The 16,597-nt window shown below is 41.5% G+C and carries 13 protein-coding genes; 3 read left to right on the top strand and 10 right to left on the bottom strand.

The genetic code is table 11. The features are described from left to right. Nucleotides 1–66: 66 nt before the first annotated feature. The 7 genes from amt to N7U62_RS15940 form a co-directional block, all read right to left on the bottom strand. On the bottom strand, nucleotides 67–2,367 hold the full coding sequence (gene amt / locus N7U62_RS15970) for an ammonium transporter (RefSeq protein ID WP_264139012.1): 2,301 nt from the start codon (nucleotides 2,365–2,367) through the stop codon (nucleotides 67–69). A 290-nt stretch (nucleotides 2,368–2,657) separates the two neighbouring features. Next, nucleotides 2,658–3,590 carry a type IV pili methyl-accepting chemotaxis transducer N-terminal domain-containing protein gene (locus N7U62_RS15965; protein WP_264139011.1) on the bottom strand — a complete coding sequence of 311 codons (933 nt, stop codon included), beginning with the start codon at nucleotides 3,588–3,590 and terminating at the stop codon, nucleotides 2,658–2,660. Nucleotides 3,591–3,592: 2 nt separating this feature from the next. Next, nucleotides 3,593–4,420, bottom strand: coding sequence for an ABC transporter ATP-binding protein (locus N7U62_RS15960; protein WP_264139010.1), 828 nt, complete (start codon nucleotides 4,418–4,420; stop codon nucleotides 3,593–3,595). 15 nt (nucleotides 4,421–4,435) lie between these two features. Beyond that, on the bottom strand, nucleotides 4,436–5,320 hold the full coding sequence (locus N7U62_RS15955) for an ABC transporter ATP-binding protein (RefSeq protein ID WP_264139009.1): 885 nt from the start codon (nucleotides 5,318–5,320) through the stop codon (nucleotides 4,436–4,438). A gap of 55 nt (nucleotides 5,321–5,375) precedes the next feature. Then, nucleotides 5,376–6,476 carry an ABC transporter permease gene (locus N7U62_RS15950; RefSeq protein ID WP_264139008.1) on the bottom strand — a complete coding sequence of 367 codons (1,101 nt, stop codon included), beginning with the start codon at nucleotides 6,474–6,476 and terminating at the stop codon, nucleotides 5,376–5,378. Between the two features lie 157 nt (nucleotides 6,477–6,633). Beyond that, complete coding sequence (locus tag N7U62_RS15945; RefSeq protein ID WP_264139007.1) at nucleotides 6,634–8,028, bottom strand: CmpA/NrtA family ABC transporter substrate-binding protein; 1,395 nt, start codon at nucleotides 8,026–8,028, stop codon at nucleotides 6,634–6,636. Between the two features lie 20 nt (nucleotides 8,029–8,048). Then, nucleotides 8,049–9,368 (bottom strand): alginate export family protein, encoded by a 1,320-nt coding sequence (locus N7U62_RS15940; RefSeq protein ID WP_264139005.1) that lies wholly within the window; start codon nucleotides 9,366–9,368, stop codon nucleotides 8,049–8,051. Between the two features lie 308 nt (nucleotides 9,369–9,676). Here N7U62_RS15940 and N7U62_RS15935 point away from each other — a divergent pair, with 308 nt between their 5' ends. After that, nucleotides 9,677–10,210 carry a methyl-accepting chemotaxis protein gene (locus tag N7U62_RS15935; RefSeq protein ID WP_264139004.1) on the top strand — a complete coding sequence of 178 codons (534 nt, stop codon included), beginning with the start codon at nucleotides 9,677–9,679 and terminating at the stop codon, nucleotides 10,208–10,210. Nucleotides 10,211–10,260: 50 nt separating this feature from the next. Here the strand turns inward: N7U62_RS15935 and N7U62_RS15930 are convergent, their stop codons facing one another. Both N7U62_RS15930 and N7U62_RS15925 read right to left on the bottom strand, forming a co-directional pair. After that, complete coding sequence (locus tag N7U62_RS15930; RefSeq protein ID WP_264139003.1) at nucleotides 10,261–11,757, bottom strand: MFS transporter; 1,497 nt, start codon at nucleotides 11,755–11,757, stop codon at nucleotides 10,261–10,263. Between the two features lie 94 nt (nucleotides 11,758–11,851). Then, nucleotides 11,852–12,562, bottom strand: coding sequence for a Crp/Fnr family transcriptional regulator (locus tag N7U62_RS15925; protein ID WP_264139002.1), 711 nt, complete (start codon nucleotides 12,560–12,562; stop codon nucleotides 11,852–11,854). A 172-nt stretch (nucleotides 12,563–12,734) separates the two neighbouring features. Between N7U62_RS15925 and N7U62_RS15920 the strand changes: the two genes are divergently transcribed. Then, a complete protein-coding gene (locus N7U62_RS15920) occupies nucleotides 12,735–14,045 on the top strand; it encodes a cytochrome P450 (protein WP_264139001.1) in 1,311 nt (436 codons plus the stop codon). Between the two features lie 306 nt (nucleotides 14,046–14,351). Here N7U62_RS15920 and recF read toward each other — a convergent pair whose 3' ends face one another. Further along, nucleotides 14,352–15,458, bottom strand: coding sequence for a DNA replication/repair protein RecF (recF, locus tag N7U62_RS15915; RefSeq protein WP_264138999.1), 1,107 nt, complete (start codon nucleotides 15,456–15,458; stop codon nucleotides 14,352–14,354). A 107-nt stretch (nucleotides 15,459–15,565) separates the two neighbouring features. Here recF and pdhA point away from each other — a divergent pair, with 107 nt between their 5' ends. Continuing rightward, entirely contained in the window at nucleotides 15,566–16,597 is a 1,032-nt protein-coding gene (gene pdhA, locus N7U62_RS15910) for a pyruvate dehydrogenase (acetyl-transferring) E1 component subunit alpha (RefSeq protein ID WP_264138998.1), read from the top strand.

The following is a 16,597-nucleotide window of genomic DNA, read 5'->3' as shown; positions in this document are numbered from 1 at the left end:
CAGACAAAAACCTTGTTTAGAAGCTTTTAAAGACTGTTTCTATTTGATCGGAATAAAACTACGTAGTTACCGTAGTTTTATTCCGATCAATAGGACATCATCGGTCTGCATAGTTGTACCTTGCCATTCGCTGAGGTCGGCAGTAAGGATGCGATGTTGCGCTTCGGTGTCCAGATCTTTCACTTGTTTGAGCTGTGCATTGAGGCTTTCCATTCCCAGTTCTTTGCCATTGTCATTGAGCTGTTTGGCATAACCATCAGTGTACAGATAAATCATTTCTCCTGGTAGGTACGATATGACTTCACGCTTAAATTTCACTTTGTCATCTGGAGAAGATTCTCCAATAGCCCATTTGCTTCCGGGATATTCATTTAATCCGCTAGAGCTGGTGTGAATTAAATCATTGTTAGCTCCTGAGAAGTATACTTTTTGCTTGAGTTCATCAACAATGATGACCGACACGTCCATAGTATCCTTGAGTTTGGCGCTGAGCGTGCGAGTACGTAGAGAATGATCAAACTTCTTGTCAAGCAATTTTAGGAATTTGTCTGGGTACAGCAGTTTGTTGGTGCTGAATATCTCTTTGACCAGTGACATACCTAACATGCCCAAGAAGCCTCCTGATACTCCAGTACCAGTACAATTAGAAACCAATAGGACTTTGAAACCGGAGATTTGCTTGAACCAGTAGAAATCTCCCGACACTTTTATTTTGGGTCTGAATAATAAGAAAGAGTCTTCAAATAAATCTTTTAGGGCGTTTTCATCTTCTAATACCGCAGTTTGCAGGGATCCTGCATGTTGCAATGAACCTTCGAATTCGCTTTGCTTGTTGCGTAGCTCGTCTCTTTCTGCAGTGGCTTTGTCCTTCATGGTGTCCAGCATAAGCCCAAGCTGTCTAACGGCGACAAGTGGAGGAATGACAGAGCCTACTTCATCCATGTATTTGATTCTATCTTCGGCAATGAGTTTTTTACGTCTTTCCTGACTCAGAGATAAGTATTCTGTGATGTTATAGATGTTGTATCCTTTGTCACTGATACGGATAGAAACCTGAGCGACTTTTTGATCATCTCTTTCATCTATGCCAATTTCTTGGGAGTAGTTCCCAACAAAGGCACCATTTTTTTCTTCTGTAGGAGACACTCTAAGTCCAATAGTTTTCTTGATGATAGTGAACATCACATAAGAAATACCTGTGGTGAAGATGAAGCAAGTCGCAATACCCATAAATTGGATCCCTAACTGCATCCAACGGCTATGAACAAGCAACTCTTCCTGACCGAAGAGAGCAACACATAGCGTCCCGAATATCCCGCCGATTCCATGCACTGCAATGGCGCCTACTGGATCGTCCAGTTTCCATTTTTCAGAGATGATCACATAGAAAATGTTGTGAATGACACCTGATAATAGCCCAATTAAAAGACTAGAAATTGGCGTTACCACATTGCAGCAGGCTGTAATGGCCACCAAACCGGTTAAGCTACCTCCAGCGATTTTTTCGATTACATCTGTTTTGTTCTGGAAGAAATAGGCATGAAAGAATGCAGCAAAACAAGCCGCGGCTCCTGATAGATTGGTGTTCAGGATGATTTTTACCACGTCCTCGTTGAACTCCAGGGTACTGCCTCCATTAAATCCCCACCATCCGAGCCATAGAATCATGACACCTAGGATGCTATAGGCATAATCTGAGGCCTTAGTGGGTTGCAATCTACCATAGGCATCGTAGCGACCAAGTCTGGGGCCTACCATGTAAATCCCCATGACCGCCACCCAGGCTCCCGTAGAGTGTACGACGGTCGAACCGGCAAAATCCATGAAACCCATGGCTGCAAGCCAGGGTTCATTGTCGCTAATCCAGAGGTTGCCCCAGGCCCAGTGACCAAAGACCGGATAGATAATCGTCGCAGTGATCAAGGAGACGATGAAATAGGCAACAACACCTGTTCGACCAGACATAGCTCCTGATACAATCGTGAGTGCGGTACCAGCAAAGGCCAGCTGGAAAAGGAAGAAAATCAGAATTTTACCAGAATCGAGTTTATCTCCAAAAAAATAATCTAGTCCTATAAATCCATCGGCAGAATGTCCAAACATAAAGGCAAATCCTACCAGAAAGAAGGCGATACTTCCGGCGACCCAATCCAAAAGATTTTTAGCACCAATACCTGATCTGTGCTCCTTTTTTACCAGGCCAGTTTCTAAAACCTTGAAGCCCGCCTGCATGAAAAATACCAGTGCAGCTGCAACAAGTACCCACAAATCATCAAGGTTCAGCTCCATGATTTGGGCAGTTTGGGTTAAGGTCGGATCAGGTGGGGCGGCAATTATATTGCCTAGATTAGTAATGATTTGGTTCATGAAAATGAGTCGAGTTTTGAGTGATCTACGTACTCATTTTTGGTAAATGTTGTTTAATACTTTGGCTATAGAGCTACTGTCTTCGAGACGGGAAGTTCCATAGCATGCTTTTCAATAGATTATCAATAATCGCCAATGTTAGTAAGAATGGAGTGCCAATAAAATGTAGACTTGCACGAGAAAAGCTGTTTTTACCACAGGCTTTTGTAAGTGTATATAAACAAACAGCCACCTCTGCGAGCAGTCAGGTGGCCGTTACGTACACATACTTATTTACCAATAATGGTTTCTTATAGGGCTGTTTTGATTTTGGCTAGTTCTCTTTCCAGTCCTTTGATCTTTTTTTCATATTTCTTATTCAACTGTTCGATCTGAGAATCTTTTATGATTTGATCACCAGTAGCTACTATTTTGCTGTTTTCGAGGCTTTTCACAATCATGCTTAACTGTACGTTTTCCTCTGTTAGCATTTTTATTTTTTCTTCGGCTTCCTTTATCTGGTTTTCACCTTCCTGGCTTTTGCCTATGAAAGAAATCGACTTCTGCACATAGTCGTGCAATTCTGAAATCTCGGAGTCTTTCTTTTTCGAGTTTTTGATCATCGGTCGGAAGATGAAGAATGCTTCCAGCACTATTAGTAAAAGTGCAACTGCCAATAGATAGAATTCTGAGCTTGATAGCTCCTCTACTTTTTGAGCGGCTAAGTGATCATACTCAAAAGTGATGTCGTTCATCAGTTTTAGAAAGCTGGCTTCATTACCGGAAATAATTTTTACGCTTTCAGCCAGTGTTTCCTCTTGCTCGCCCGACTGGCTCGCTGAGTATCCAAGTTTTTTTACATTTTCTACGGCTCCAATTATTGAGCTGTAAAAAGGTTCTATTTGGGTAAATAGTTTGTTTAATGTAGCTGATTGATTCATTTCAGTTACATCTAGACTTTCATTTCCATGCTTCAGTGCCTCATGTGATCTGGACCATAGATCTGCGGCATTGGTCAATTCTAATTTAGTCTCATAAAACTCTTGTCGAGTCTCACAGCTTTGAAGTTTGAGGGCTGCTTTGGTTATTTTCTGGCTAAGCATCCTCTGTCTCCCCGAGATGTTGATGATTCTAGAATCTGTTTTACTGTCGGAGATAGCTTTCTGAATCAGTATCTGACTTGTAACAATGGCGACTGTGAGAATGCCAAGGAAAATCAGATACTGCACAGACAATTTTTTCATAATCAATGGTTTAAAAAGTTCATCAAATAGCTTCTATAATCGTAGTAGTCCTCGTGTTCCAGGACATGTACACGATCTCTAGGCCGTTCGAATGGGATTCTGAGCTCATCGCCAATTTTGGCAAAAGGTCCGCTTGTCATCATGATTACGCGGTCCGCCAAAAATATGGATTCGTCTACATCGTGAGTTACCATCAGAGCGGTGATTTGCTCTTTTTGCCAAACTTCCAACAGGACGTCTTGCAGTTCACCACGAGTCAGGGAATCGAGCATACCGAAAGGCTCGTCAAGTAACAAAACTTTAGGTTTCAATGCAAACGCGCGGGCGATTCCTACACGCTGCTGCATTCCCTGAGACAGTTCTATAGCCTTCTTGTGAAGGTCATTTCCCAATCCTACTTTGTCTAGATAATAGGTGCAAATATCGACTTTTTGTTTTTTAGTTGCGTGAGGGAATACTTGTTTTACTCCAATCATTACATTTTGGAGTGCTGTAAGCCATGGAAACAAGCTAGGCGATTGAAAAACTACCGCTCTGTCTGGCCCAGCCCCACGTATTGGATCCTTGTCTACTAGTACATCTCCTCCGCTGATATCGTTCAAGCCTGCAATCATCGAAAGCAAAGTGGACTTCCCACAACCCGAATGCCCGATGATGGAGATAAATTCCCCTTTTTTTACTGTCAGTTGGAGGTCTGATAGTACCGTATAATCTCCTTTTGGAGTTGGATATATTTTGGTAATGTTATCACAGACTAGCATGTCCGGACGCTTATCAATACCCTGGCTATTGGCCTTTTTTTGTATTATTTCTTTTTCTAAAACTTCCATGTGTACGTGTCTCTGTTAAAAGTATTTTACCTTCTCTTTCGGCTTTTTCTTGCCCCATTGTAATCTGCCTGGCATGATAGGCTCTAGGTCTGGCAAGACTAAATCCTCGTGTGTTTCTTGCTTTCTAGTAGCACCTACGGCAATTAGGTATTCGATCACTTCATTCCGCAGTTTCTTGTATTCAGGGTCTTTGTTGATCTCGGTAATTACTCGAGGACGATCAAAGTTCACCTTGAATTCTGGTCCCAATGTAGCATTAGGCCCTGGAGTCAAAGGAATAATTCTATCCGCCATTACAATACCCTCGTCCACATCATTGGTAATAAGCAAACATGTTTTTTGATCCTGGCTCCAGATGTTCACGATTTCTTCCTGCAGGGTTCCTCTTGTCAAGGCATCCAATGCAGACAAAGGCTCATCCATCAGTAGCATTTCCGGATTCATGGCCAATGCTCTGGCTACAGACACCCTTTGTCTCATACCCCCGGATAGTTCTGCCGGTTTTTTGTCAATTGCATGCGAAAGGTGAACCATCTCCACATACCTTTCTATGCGTTCTTTTTTCTCTTGTTTAGAAGCTTTCGGATATACTTCATCTATCGCCAGCTTCACATTGTCTCTTACGCTGAGCCAGGGAAGGAGGGAATAGTTTTGAAAAACAACTCCTCTATCTGGTCCTGGACCTTTGATCGGTTTACCGTTGAGCAATACCTCTCCACCATCGGGGAAGTGCAGACCATTGATCAGATTGATCAATGTGGTCTTGCCACTACCCGTAAAACCCACGATGGCTACAAATTCCCCTTCTTCTACATGAAGGTTGATGTCTTTGAGCACTGGAACTTTTTCCTTGCCAGTGCCATATGACTTGCTTACATTGTTCAGTTCTAAAAATGCCATTTTTTGTTGTAGTTAATTGTGATTGAAATAATTCTAGTAGTTAATATTCAACTACTTAGGCTACTTCTGATTTGTCAAATGACACGAACTTTTGAATCGTAAGCATGATTCTGTCGAGTGCAAAACCGATGATTCCAATCACGAACATGGCTACAATAATCTTGGCATTCGAGTCATTTGCACCATTTTGGAATTCCTCCCAGACAAATGATCCCAGACCTGGACTCTGAGCCAATAGTTCGATGGCAATCAGTACCATCCAAGCTACCGAAAGCGTAATTCTCAATCCTGTGAAAATCAAAGGAAAGGATGCTGGTAGGATAACTTTAAAAATATTTTTACCAACAGATAGTCTCAATACTTTAGATACATTCATGAAATCTTTGTCCACTGTAGATACGCCCATGCTGGTGTTGACCAAAGTCGCCCACATGGCACATAGACCTACGGATATAAAGGAGATCATGAAAGATTTGTCCAAATTCGGATCAGTGATCAACGTTTTGATGATCATAAATACCAAAAGCAACCAAACTACTGGTGATACGGGCTTAAAGATTTGAATCAACCAGTTGAAGGAGGTTCTTAGCGTGGAGCTAAGCCCGATGATGATACCAATAGGAATAGCGATCAATGCAGACAAAAGGAAACCTGCAAATACTGTTTTGATACTGGTTTTGATTTGATCTACGAAAGAAGGACGACCTGTATAGGTAATAGGGTCTTCACCGTTTTCCGCTCTTTTAGCATTGATTTTTGCTGTTTTTTCTTCGAACTCATCCTTTTTCTTTGCGATGTTTCTGTGATCGTCTAGCAAAGAAAGGTAGGCGCCCCATACCTGCTTTGGAGAAGGTAAGGTGTTTGGTTGGCAGGATACATTGCCTGCTTCTATACAAGCTTCCATTTCTAAAGCTGCTGCTTCGCCCTGGTCGGTACGGGCTTTTTCAATTTTTCTACTGGCTTCCTGATTGTAGAGGTAGGTTGCACCGCTGTGCCAAATGATCAAGAATAGTCCAATTGAGAACAATGGGAATAAGGCTCTTTTGACAAAAGCTGTGGCGTTTTTCTGACGCTCCTCCGCATAAAATAGTCGAATCAATGGCTCGAGAAACCCGAGACCGATGAATCGTATGGTTTTGATGATCTTATCTTTCATTGTATTAAGTATTTAAGTACGTGTATTAAGTGTTCGTATTATTTGGGAAAGATGTCATTTCGAAACTGAGAGTCCCTTGGCATTACTGCACGCTACCTCGGGTTCCAAGCCCGAAATGACATTTTTCAATCTAGATAACTAATAATGAAGTGGATGTTTAGTCCTTGTTTCCAATCTCAAAGCTGTTGATATAACCGATTGGATCTTTTCCGTCGTAAGTGATACCATCGATGAAGTCAGCAGTAGCTGGCTTGTACCCATCTGTTTTTGGAATCTCCTCTTCTGTCAAATAGCCTTCTTCCAATAGTAGCTGAGCCGCTTTTTCCCAGACATCAGGTCTGTAGATTTCCTTGATCGTTTCTGAGTACCATTCTGCTGGCTTAGACTCTGGAATTTGTCCCCATCTTCTCATTTGAGTCAGGAACCAGGTTCCGTCAGAGTAGTATGGATAAGTCGCGTGATATCTAAAGAACACGTTGAAATCTGGCATTGAGCGCTTGTCCCCTTTTTCGAATTCGAAGGTTCCAGTCATTGAGTTGGCGATCACGACAGAGTCTGCACCTACATATTCTGGCATAGAAAGAATACCTACCGCTTCAGGTCTGTTGCCTGGCGTATCCAGCCATTTACCAGCTCTGATCAGTGCTTTTGTCACAGCAACAGCCGTATTTGGATACTTTTCTACAAAATCCTTAGTCATTACAAATACTTTCTCTGGGTTGTTTTTCCAGATGTCGTAGTTAGTGGTCACTGGCACACCGATTCCTTTGAAAACAGCTTGCTGATTCCAAGGCTCACCTACACAGTATCCGTAGATCGTACCTGCTTCTAGTGTAGCTGGCATTTGTGGTGGAGGTGTTACAGATAGTAATACATCAGCATCTACCTGTCCCTGAATGTTCTCAGCAGTGTAGAAACCTGGGTTGACACCTGCAGCTGCTAACCAGTATCTGATCTCGTAGTTGTGAGTAGAAACCGGGAATACCATACCCATTTTGAATGCATTTCCGTCTTTTTTGTACTCGTCGATTACTGGCGCCAAAGCATCCGCCTTGATTGGATGTATTGGTTTTCCGTTCTCGTCCTTTGGTACGTTTGGCTCCATTTTGCTCCAAACTTCGTTTGAAACCGTGATACCATTACCGTTCAGGTCCATAGAGAATGGAGTAACTAGTTTGGCCTGACGACCGAATCCAGCTCCTGCCGCGATTGGCTGACCTGCCAACATGTGAGAGCCGTCTAGCTGACCATCTATTACTCTATCCAACACGTTTTTCCAGTTAGACTGTGCTTCGATAGTTACGAAAAGTCCCTCATCTTCGAAATAGCCAAGCTCTTTAGCGATGGCCAGTGGGGCCATATCAGTCAGTTTGATAAAACCAAAAGTCAACTGTGGCTTTTCAATTTCTAATTGAACGGTTTGAGAGGTAGCATCGGAGAGAACCTCCGTGCTACTTTCTTCAGACTTTTTGCTTCCGCACTGGCTGAGTAAGAACATCAGCGTAGCAAATGCACAAAAGCGGACAAATAAGTTGTTAAATATCTTCTTCATATCTTAAATGATTTGATTGATTACAAAAATTTAGGTTTGAATATGAGTTGAGTCCAGATCCAGTTGTTCGTTCCGATTTCTGAACTTGTAGTGTAAGTCATTCCACTCACACCAGTTTTAGATGCAAGCATGGATTCTGTTTCGAACATGTGAGAATATCCCAGTTTCCAGGTAACTCCATCAGCTAGCTTCTTGACATAAACAAGGTCAATTTCGGTACCCAACCCTTTGTCGGCAGTACCCGTACCATCAAGTGCTGTTACATCTGATGCAGACATGAAGTAGTGTAGATGACCTAATAAGGCTCCTCCAGCTACTTTGAATTTAGTTTTTAGAAAAATATCCTGCAGACCTCCTCTGTTGCCATTTCCTACATAGAAGTAATCCATGAATCCATAAAATGCGTGGTTAGTACCAAATGCAGGAGCAAAAGCTTCTGATTTATCGGTCGTTGAAGTATCATCTCCTGATAAGTAGTCAATTCCTAAGGTGATTGGCGTAATGTCTGTTTTCAAAGTGGCAGAGACAGAGAACATCAATGCGCTTAGGTCTCTTTTTGCTGCTACTTTTCCACCTTGGTAGAAAAATTCTCCATTCAAGGTCAATTGGTCTCCAACAGGTGCTCCAACCATCAAACCGTAAGTCTGTCTGTTGTTAACTGTGTCTTGGGGTACTCCTGCAACCATGTCTTGTCTGCCTTCATTTACCAGGTAAAATGATCCAGTCAGTCCAGATTCAAATTTTTTGTTCAACCACAAGTACTCCATGTGCTTGTAGTTACCCGTAGCGTGATATGGATTAACACCAGGAGAACTGTAGTTAGTACTCACAAGTCTTACTGGCTCAGCTCCATCGGCTGGATTTTGGTTGAATGCCCCACCTACGTGAAGTTTCAAGCCATCCTTTTCGTACATGAAAAGTAAAGCGTCGTGCTGACGTCCCTGCATCGCCCATTCCAATCCACCAAAAAATCTTTGGTTGTCATAAGAGATGGTTTGGCGACCTGCTTTGATAGAAACTGCATCGGTGAAGTAGTATCTACCCCAGGCATTGTGGATAGCAGTCATTGCCGAGGAGCCTTTGTAAACCTGGCCGTCTCCGCCCCACATTCTTACATCTTGTAAGTTGAATTGAACTTCAAATTTTTCGGCCTTGTAGTTCATGTAAAGTCTCGATCTCTGCTCGATAAAAAAGGCGGGATCTTGACTGTCTAAAATTGGTCTTTTAAATCCATTTCTAAACTCAGCTCGAGCGTTGACTTCCCCAGTGATTGAAAGCTGTGCATGTGCCGTAAAGGAGGCTATGCAAAGAGCTGTTAAAAGTAGATAAAGAGTTTTCATAGTGATGATAGCGTTTTGTTTAAAATTTTCTCTTTTTGAATAAAACTACGTAGTGTTTTTGCTTTTCTAAGTAGTTACTTGAGCAAACATAGGCTGAGGTTTTTCCACGGGAAATGTGATTACGCATATGAAAAAAACTTTTATAACCATAAAACAGAATGTCAAAAAGCAGCGAAAAACGAAAAAAGCCATTATTCAAGCTTTTTTGGCTGGTTGAAGTATTCGGAGTGCGAAATCGGGAATTTTCACCCAAATAAATTTTTTTCGTTAGAATTACGTAAAAATAAGTACCACTACGTAGATAAAAAATGACTATTAAGAGCAAATTGAACACAGTGATCAGTAGCATGAGCGACTTTTCGAAACAGACGAATATGGTTGCAATCAATGCTTCGATTCACGCTGGAAGGCTGAGCCCGAGAGAGGGTGCACCCTTCCAGGTTTTGGCGAGGGAGATTCAAGAAATGAGCTCCCGATCGATGGACAAATTGGCCGAACTGGATCAGCTCATGAAGGAGGTCGGAGAGATGTCTAGATTGATCAATTATACAGGTCGGCAGAGGATGCTTTTGATGAAGCTAGTCAATGGTAAATTGATGAATGACGAGGAGCAAATGAAAGCAGCCATTTCGGCATTCGAAGAAGGCCTGGATTTCATAAAGTCGTCGGGTATTAATGATGACGAATGCAGTCACATTTTAGATTTGATTGACAAGCGTAGGGCCTCTATGATCAATGATCTGAAAATTGGCTTGCAGTCTGCACTTCATGAACAAGCCAATGAAGTAATCGAATTGATTAATTCTTTGTTGGGAAGGTACGAGGAGTTTGCTGGCCAGTAATGGGCCACCCGACGTTTTCGGGTGGCCTTAATTTGAAGGGGGTAATTTTATTAAGCGGCTAGATTGTCGAATTTTTGAGAAAGTTCTGGAGCTTTTTTGTCCGCCATATTTTGGATGACACGATGCATCCAGATTAGACAAGTAGCAGAAAGTAGGATCATCACCAACCAACAGCTCGACCACAAACCTGTCATTTCTAAAAGGTATCCGAATAGTATGGGGCATATAAATCCGCCAAGTCCACCCAAAACACCAACCATGCCTCCTACTACTCCTACTTCTTCTGGAAAATAATCCGGTATATGCTTATATACTGCGGCTTTGCCAATTCCCCAAATAGATCCTAGCAGAATAGCTAAGGAGGCGAAAATCCATATGTTGGCTTGAAAATAGATGTGTGTTTTACCCTCTGCCAGTAGTTCTTTTTTAGAAACTTCGTCTCCGACCTCTACGATAGGTTGTTGCCAGGTTTCCTTTACTGGCCAAAAATGAAATTCTTCATCCACTTGGCTCAATTCATTCGATCTGTTAGCGAATGGGTAGGTTTGGTCACCAATTTGAATCGATTGTTCTGATACTTTTGAAACTATTCCTGTCTGTTTGGCAACTATGCCTTTACCAGCAGAGTAAATGTCCATCTTAGGCAATAGTAGGGCAAAGGAAATAATAAGCGAACTACCCAAAACCCAATACATGACAGTTCGGGCACCAAATCGATCAGATAGCCATCCGCCAAATGCACGGATCACGCCAGAGGGTAAACTAAAGCAAGCTGCCAGGAGCCCTGCTGTGGCTAGATCTAATCCATATACATTGGTATAGTATGGTACCAACCACCCTGCGAATGCAACAAAACATCCGAATACTAAAAAATAATAGAGACCGAATCTCCAGACTCGTGTGTTTTTTAATGGACTTAGTTGACCTTTTAGGGTTTTTGAGCTTGATTGGGGCTTTTTGTTTTCGGCAAGAAGAAAAAATATGATTGCCATTATCACCAAAAATCCGGCGTACATCATGGGCATCAATCTCCAAGCTTCTAGTTCAAGTCGATTGTTGGTAAGGTGGAGCAGGAGGCTGGGCCCGATCATTGAGGTGATGGCAGCCCCGGCATTTCCTGCGCCAAATATTCCTAATGCAAGCCCTTGCTTTTCTTTTGGGAACCATAAAGAACTGTAAGCAATACCGACTGCAAAACTAGTACCTGCAAGTCCAAAGCCTAAACTGCAGAAGGCATATCCCCAAAAACCCGTGACCTGTGATAGGAGAAACATGGGGATAGCACAAATAATTAATAGTGAAGTGAAAACAGGTTTTCCACCAAATTTGTCGGTGAGTAAGCCTGCAGGCAGTCTGAAGATTGATCCTGTAAGTACGGGAATTCCTAAAAGCCAGCCTACTTGAACTGATGACCAGGCGAAAACCTGATTGTCCACCAAAAAAGTAACCAGCACCCCATTGAGCATCCATGCTGCAAAGCTGAAGGTAAAGGCAATGGTGTTGAGACCAAGAATTTGGTTGGATTTGAAAAGATGTGTATTAGACATAAATAAGTACGTAGTAATACGCACAAAATAAATGCGTAATTACTAGACTTAATATGTGTAATAACAGGTTAAAACATGTAATAAAACATAAAGACTAGCTATCCAGGAAGAAGTTGTGTTCAGATATTTCCTTTTTAAGCAGGTCTAAGTCTACGATTCCCAGTCGTTTACCACTTGCGCGAAGTAAATTTTCCTTCTTTAAACTGGAAATTACACGGATCACTTGCTCATCAGTAGTTCCTGCAAAATCAGCAATTTCCTTTCTCGACAATTGAATGTTTAAATAGTCATTGCTCTGACCGAATTTTCTATATATGTATAGGAATGCATCAATGACTTTTTCTCTTACTGTCATTTGAGCAAATTTTCGAACCTTCGTTTCACTTCGGTTGAGTTCTTCTGCATAGAACATCATGAAGTCATAAGTAAGGTTTGGCATTTTGTGCAGCATATCCTGTAACACTTCGTTGGTGAAATTGCAGAGTACAGTATCTTCAAGTGCCACAGCGTTAATCTGATAGGATTGACCTACCCCAAAACCCCTATGGCCAATGATTTCACCATCTTTTGCGAAACGTACGATTTGCTCTCGACCTTGGAAACCAGTCTTGGCTACCTTTACTTTCCCATTGTAGACAAAGTAAAGACCGTGTACAGGTGCGCCTTCCAAAATAAACTGCTGTCCTTTTTTGCACTGAATGGTGTGTTTTTGCACTAAGAATTCTTCTGCGCCTTCACCATAGCTATTTCGCTTGATTATACAGTCCAGGTTTTGACAGGTTTTACAAGGTTCATTTTTCATCATTATTAAATTTACGTATAACTACGTACAAATAAATATAAATACTGAATAATCTGCAACTATATGTGATGAATGAAGTGAACTTATTGCAGGAAATATTAAGTGCTTAACTCAGAAAACATCCTGTATCGCTTTGAGGGGCTATTTGTGGCTAATTTGATCTATTTTCGTTTTTATGATTGATCTACCGAAAGCGTTTCCTCAGAACAGAAGCATCAAAAACTTAAAAAAGTTTCAGTCCAATCCTCTCCTTTACATGAAAGAAGCTGCCAAATGGGGATCTCCAGTGGACTTGAATTTGCCTATGGGAGATTTTGTATTGATTTCGGATCCCGAACAGGCACAATTTATACTAGCGACTAATCATCAGAATTATAAAAAGAGCCGTGGATACAAAGAGGTCGCCAGAGTGTTGGGTCAAGGTCTATTGACTGCAGAAGGTGATTTTTGGCACAAACAGCGAAAGTTGCTGCAGCCTTCATTTCATAAGCCAGAGTTGAAAAAACTATTGCCGACCGTTTGGGAGACGACGAGGAGTTACATCGAATCTTACCAACAAGATGAAATCCGTTTGGATACCGAGATGAATGGCCTGACATTGACTGTTTTGCTCAATTCTTTGATCAAATATCAGGATGAGGAGTTGAAAAGTGCCATGAGCCGAAATATTGAGTTTGCTCAGGAATTTATTGTAGATCGCATTCGATCTCCTTTAAAATGGCCCCTTTGGCTGCCTACACCTACTCATCAGCGCTATCATCGAATGATGAAAGAAAGCAATGAGCTGATTCAAAAATGTGTTGATAGCAGAAAGGCAATTGCCGAAGAGGATGTCAATGATATTCTTTCGGTGTTGATGGATCATTTGGATCCAAAAGATGAATTTGGTCAGATCAGAGATGAGCTTTTGACATTTTTGGTGGCTGGTCATGAAACCTCGGCTCTCGCGATGACATGGACCTTACATTTGTTGGCTCACTATCCTGAGGTGCAGGATAAGTTGTACCAAGAGGTGAAAGACATGGATCAATTGGAGGCCATGGACATGATGAATTTTTCTAATCTGCAATATCTGCACCGTGTGGTGATGGAATCCATGCGTTTTTATCCCCCAATATGGAACATCGTGAGGCAGGCGAAACAACCCGATGAAGTTGGGGGCGTGCGGATCGAGGTGGGTAAGCAATTGATGATTAATATTTATCAGCTCCACCATAACTCGGATTATTGGTCTGACCCAGAAACCTTTCGTCCTGAAAGATTCGAAGAAGGAGAACTCAAACACAAATTTCAGTACTTACCATTTGGAGCGGGTCCTAGATTCTGCATTGGAAACAATTTTGCCATGTTCGAGATTATGATTCTTTTGACTCAATTCGTCAAAATTTTCCGTTTTAGCCCTATTACGCCTGAAAAAGTTGAATTTAACCCATTGCTAACTCTTAGGCCTAAAGAAGAAGTTCGGGTAGTTGCCGAACGGAGATGAGAAATATACCGCTTTTGGGGTATTGTTTCTTAGTGCCACAGTTGGGACTTTTGTAAAGTATTAAAACCAACTCGAGTTATGAAAACAACAATCACCTACAAAAAAAGCAAATTGATCATTATAGCCATCTTATATTTTGTCATGATGGTATTGATTAAAACAGGTTCTACGATAGAGCTTGGTAATACACTGTGGTAATAAATACTAGAACTTATTTAGTACCTATTTTAACCTGACCAACCTAACCATAGCATTGAAGCACAATCTGGCGGTTGTATGCCTGATCGAAACCCGGTCAGGCATTTTTTATGATTTAGGTGTAATGCTGCCTTCGGTAACTAAAAAGATTTTTTTAGGTTCGAACTGATCGGTGAGTAGGCTTTCGGTTCGTTCTGCCCGGGCATCGGTGATGAAGATTTGTTTGAAGTTGTCCGAAGCGATGATTTGCAGCAGCTTTTCAATCCTGAGGTCATCCAGTTTGTCAAATATATCATCCAATAAAAGAATCGGAGTAATAGATAGGTGCTTCTTCACAAATTCGAATTGAGCGAACTTTAGAGCGATCAAAGTAGATTTTTGTTGTCCTTGAGAGCCGAATTTTTTTAGGGGTTGATCGTTGATAATCAACTGGTATTCGTCCCTGTGCACACCTACATGCGTACGAAGCATGATTCGGTCTTTTTCCAGACTGTTTTTAAATATCGATTCAAAATCCGGCTCTAAAGCTTTACTCTTATATCGAATTGTGACCATTTCCTTCTCTTCCGAAATGATGCGATAATATTTTTCGAAATAGGGTAGATAATCTTCGATCAGGCTTTTTCTTTTTTGAGCGATCCATGTACCAATCGAAATCAAATGTTGATCGTAGTTGCTCAAAAGTGTAGCGTCAAATCTTCTGGTTTCTTTGAATTGCTTGAGAAGTGCATTTCGTTGTTTGAGGTGATGATTGTATTGAATCAGTCGATTGAGGTATTCCGCATCATATTGGGATACGATGCTATCGAAGAATTTTCTTCTGATTTCGTTGCTTTCTCGAATTAACTCATCATCGTTGGGGGCGATCATTACCACAGGAAATTTCCCTATATGCTGGCTTAGTTTTTCGTATTCAGATCCATTGACCTTAAATACCTTCTTTTCTTGCTTCTTCAGACTGCAGTGTATGTGCTTGGATTTTCCGTCGATATCCATGTTTCCCTCTACTAGAAAATATGGCTGACCGTGCCGGATATTTTGACTGTCGATAGAGTTGAAAGCAGATTTAGTCAGGGAGAGATAATAGATCGCATCCAGAATATTTGTCTTTCCACTACCATTTAACCCTACGAAACAGTTGATGTGTTCGCAAAAGTTGGCCTCTTCTGCTGTGTAATTCTTAAAATTGTGGAGTTTGAGTGACTGAAGAAACATATATATTTGCTGGAGTTGCGAAAATAACTAATTTCGCACTTCGCTGAACCAGCGTTTAAGCCAAACCTTGAAAACATTGCGTATTTACGCTTTAAACCTTATTAGAAATGGCAAGTGTAAAAGATAAGAAGAATTCCAGAGCAAAATCGAAGAGTGATTTTCCAAAAGAGACATACATGGAATGGTATGAGTCCATGTTGTTGATGAGAAAGTTTGAAGAAAAAGCAGGGCAATTATATGGCCAGCAAAAAATCAAAGGGTTTTGCCATTTGTATATAGGACAAGAGGCTTGTGTAGCTGGTGCAGTATCTGCTTTGGAAAAAGGAGATAAATACATCACAGCATACCGAGATCACGCGCACCCAATGGCTTTGGGATCTGATCCTAAAGCAATCATGGCTGAGCTGTACGGTAAAGAGACAGGTATCTCAAAAGGTAAAGGAGGTTCCATGCACATGTTTGACAAGGAGAATGGATTCTTTGGAGGACATGGTATCGTAGGAGGCCAGGTGCCACTAGGAGCAGGGATTGCATTTGCTGAGCAGTATAACAATACTGGAAAACTATGTATGACCTACATGGGAGATGGTGCAGTAAGACAAGGTGCATTTCACGAGGCTTTGAACATGGCCATGACGATGAAGTTGCCAGTGATCTTCTGTATCGAGAACAACGGATATGCCATGGGTACTTCGGTAGCCAGAACATCCAACGTAACAGGTCTTGATGATCTAGGTAGCTCATACCAAATGCCTTCAGAATCTATAGATGGTATGTCTGTAATAGACGTACACCATGCTGTAGCTCGTGCTGCTAAGAGAGCAAGAGCGGGAGAAGGCCCAACTTTATTGGAGTTCAGAACTTACAGATACAAAGGACACTCTATGTCTGATCCTGCTAAGTACAGAACCAAAGAGGAAGTAGAGCAATACAAACAACGTGATCCAATCGAGCAAATCAAAGCTGAAATTTTAGATAAGAAATTGGCGACTGAAAAAGATCTGGAAGCAATAGGTAATAAGATAAAGGAGATCGTAAACGAATCAGTGAAGTTTGCTGAGGAGTCTCCATTCCCACCTGCAGAGCATGCTTACACAGATGTATATGCGGATCCATCTTATCCATTCTTAGAAGACTAA

This window comes from Reichenbachiella ulvae (genome assembly GCF_025833875.1).
GTDB lineage: Bacteria > Bacteroidota > Bacteroidia > Cytophagales > Cyclobacteriaceae > Reichenbachiella > Reichenbachiella ulvae.
This window is presented reverse-complemented; position numbering and strand designations above follow the sequence as displayed.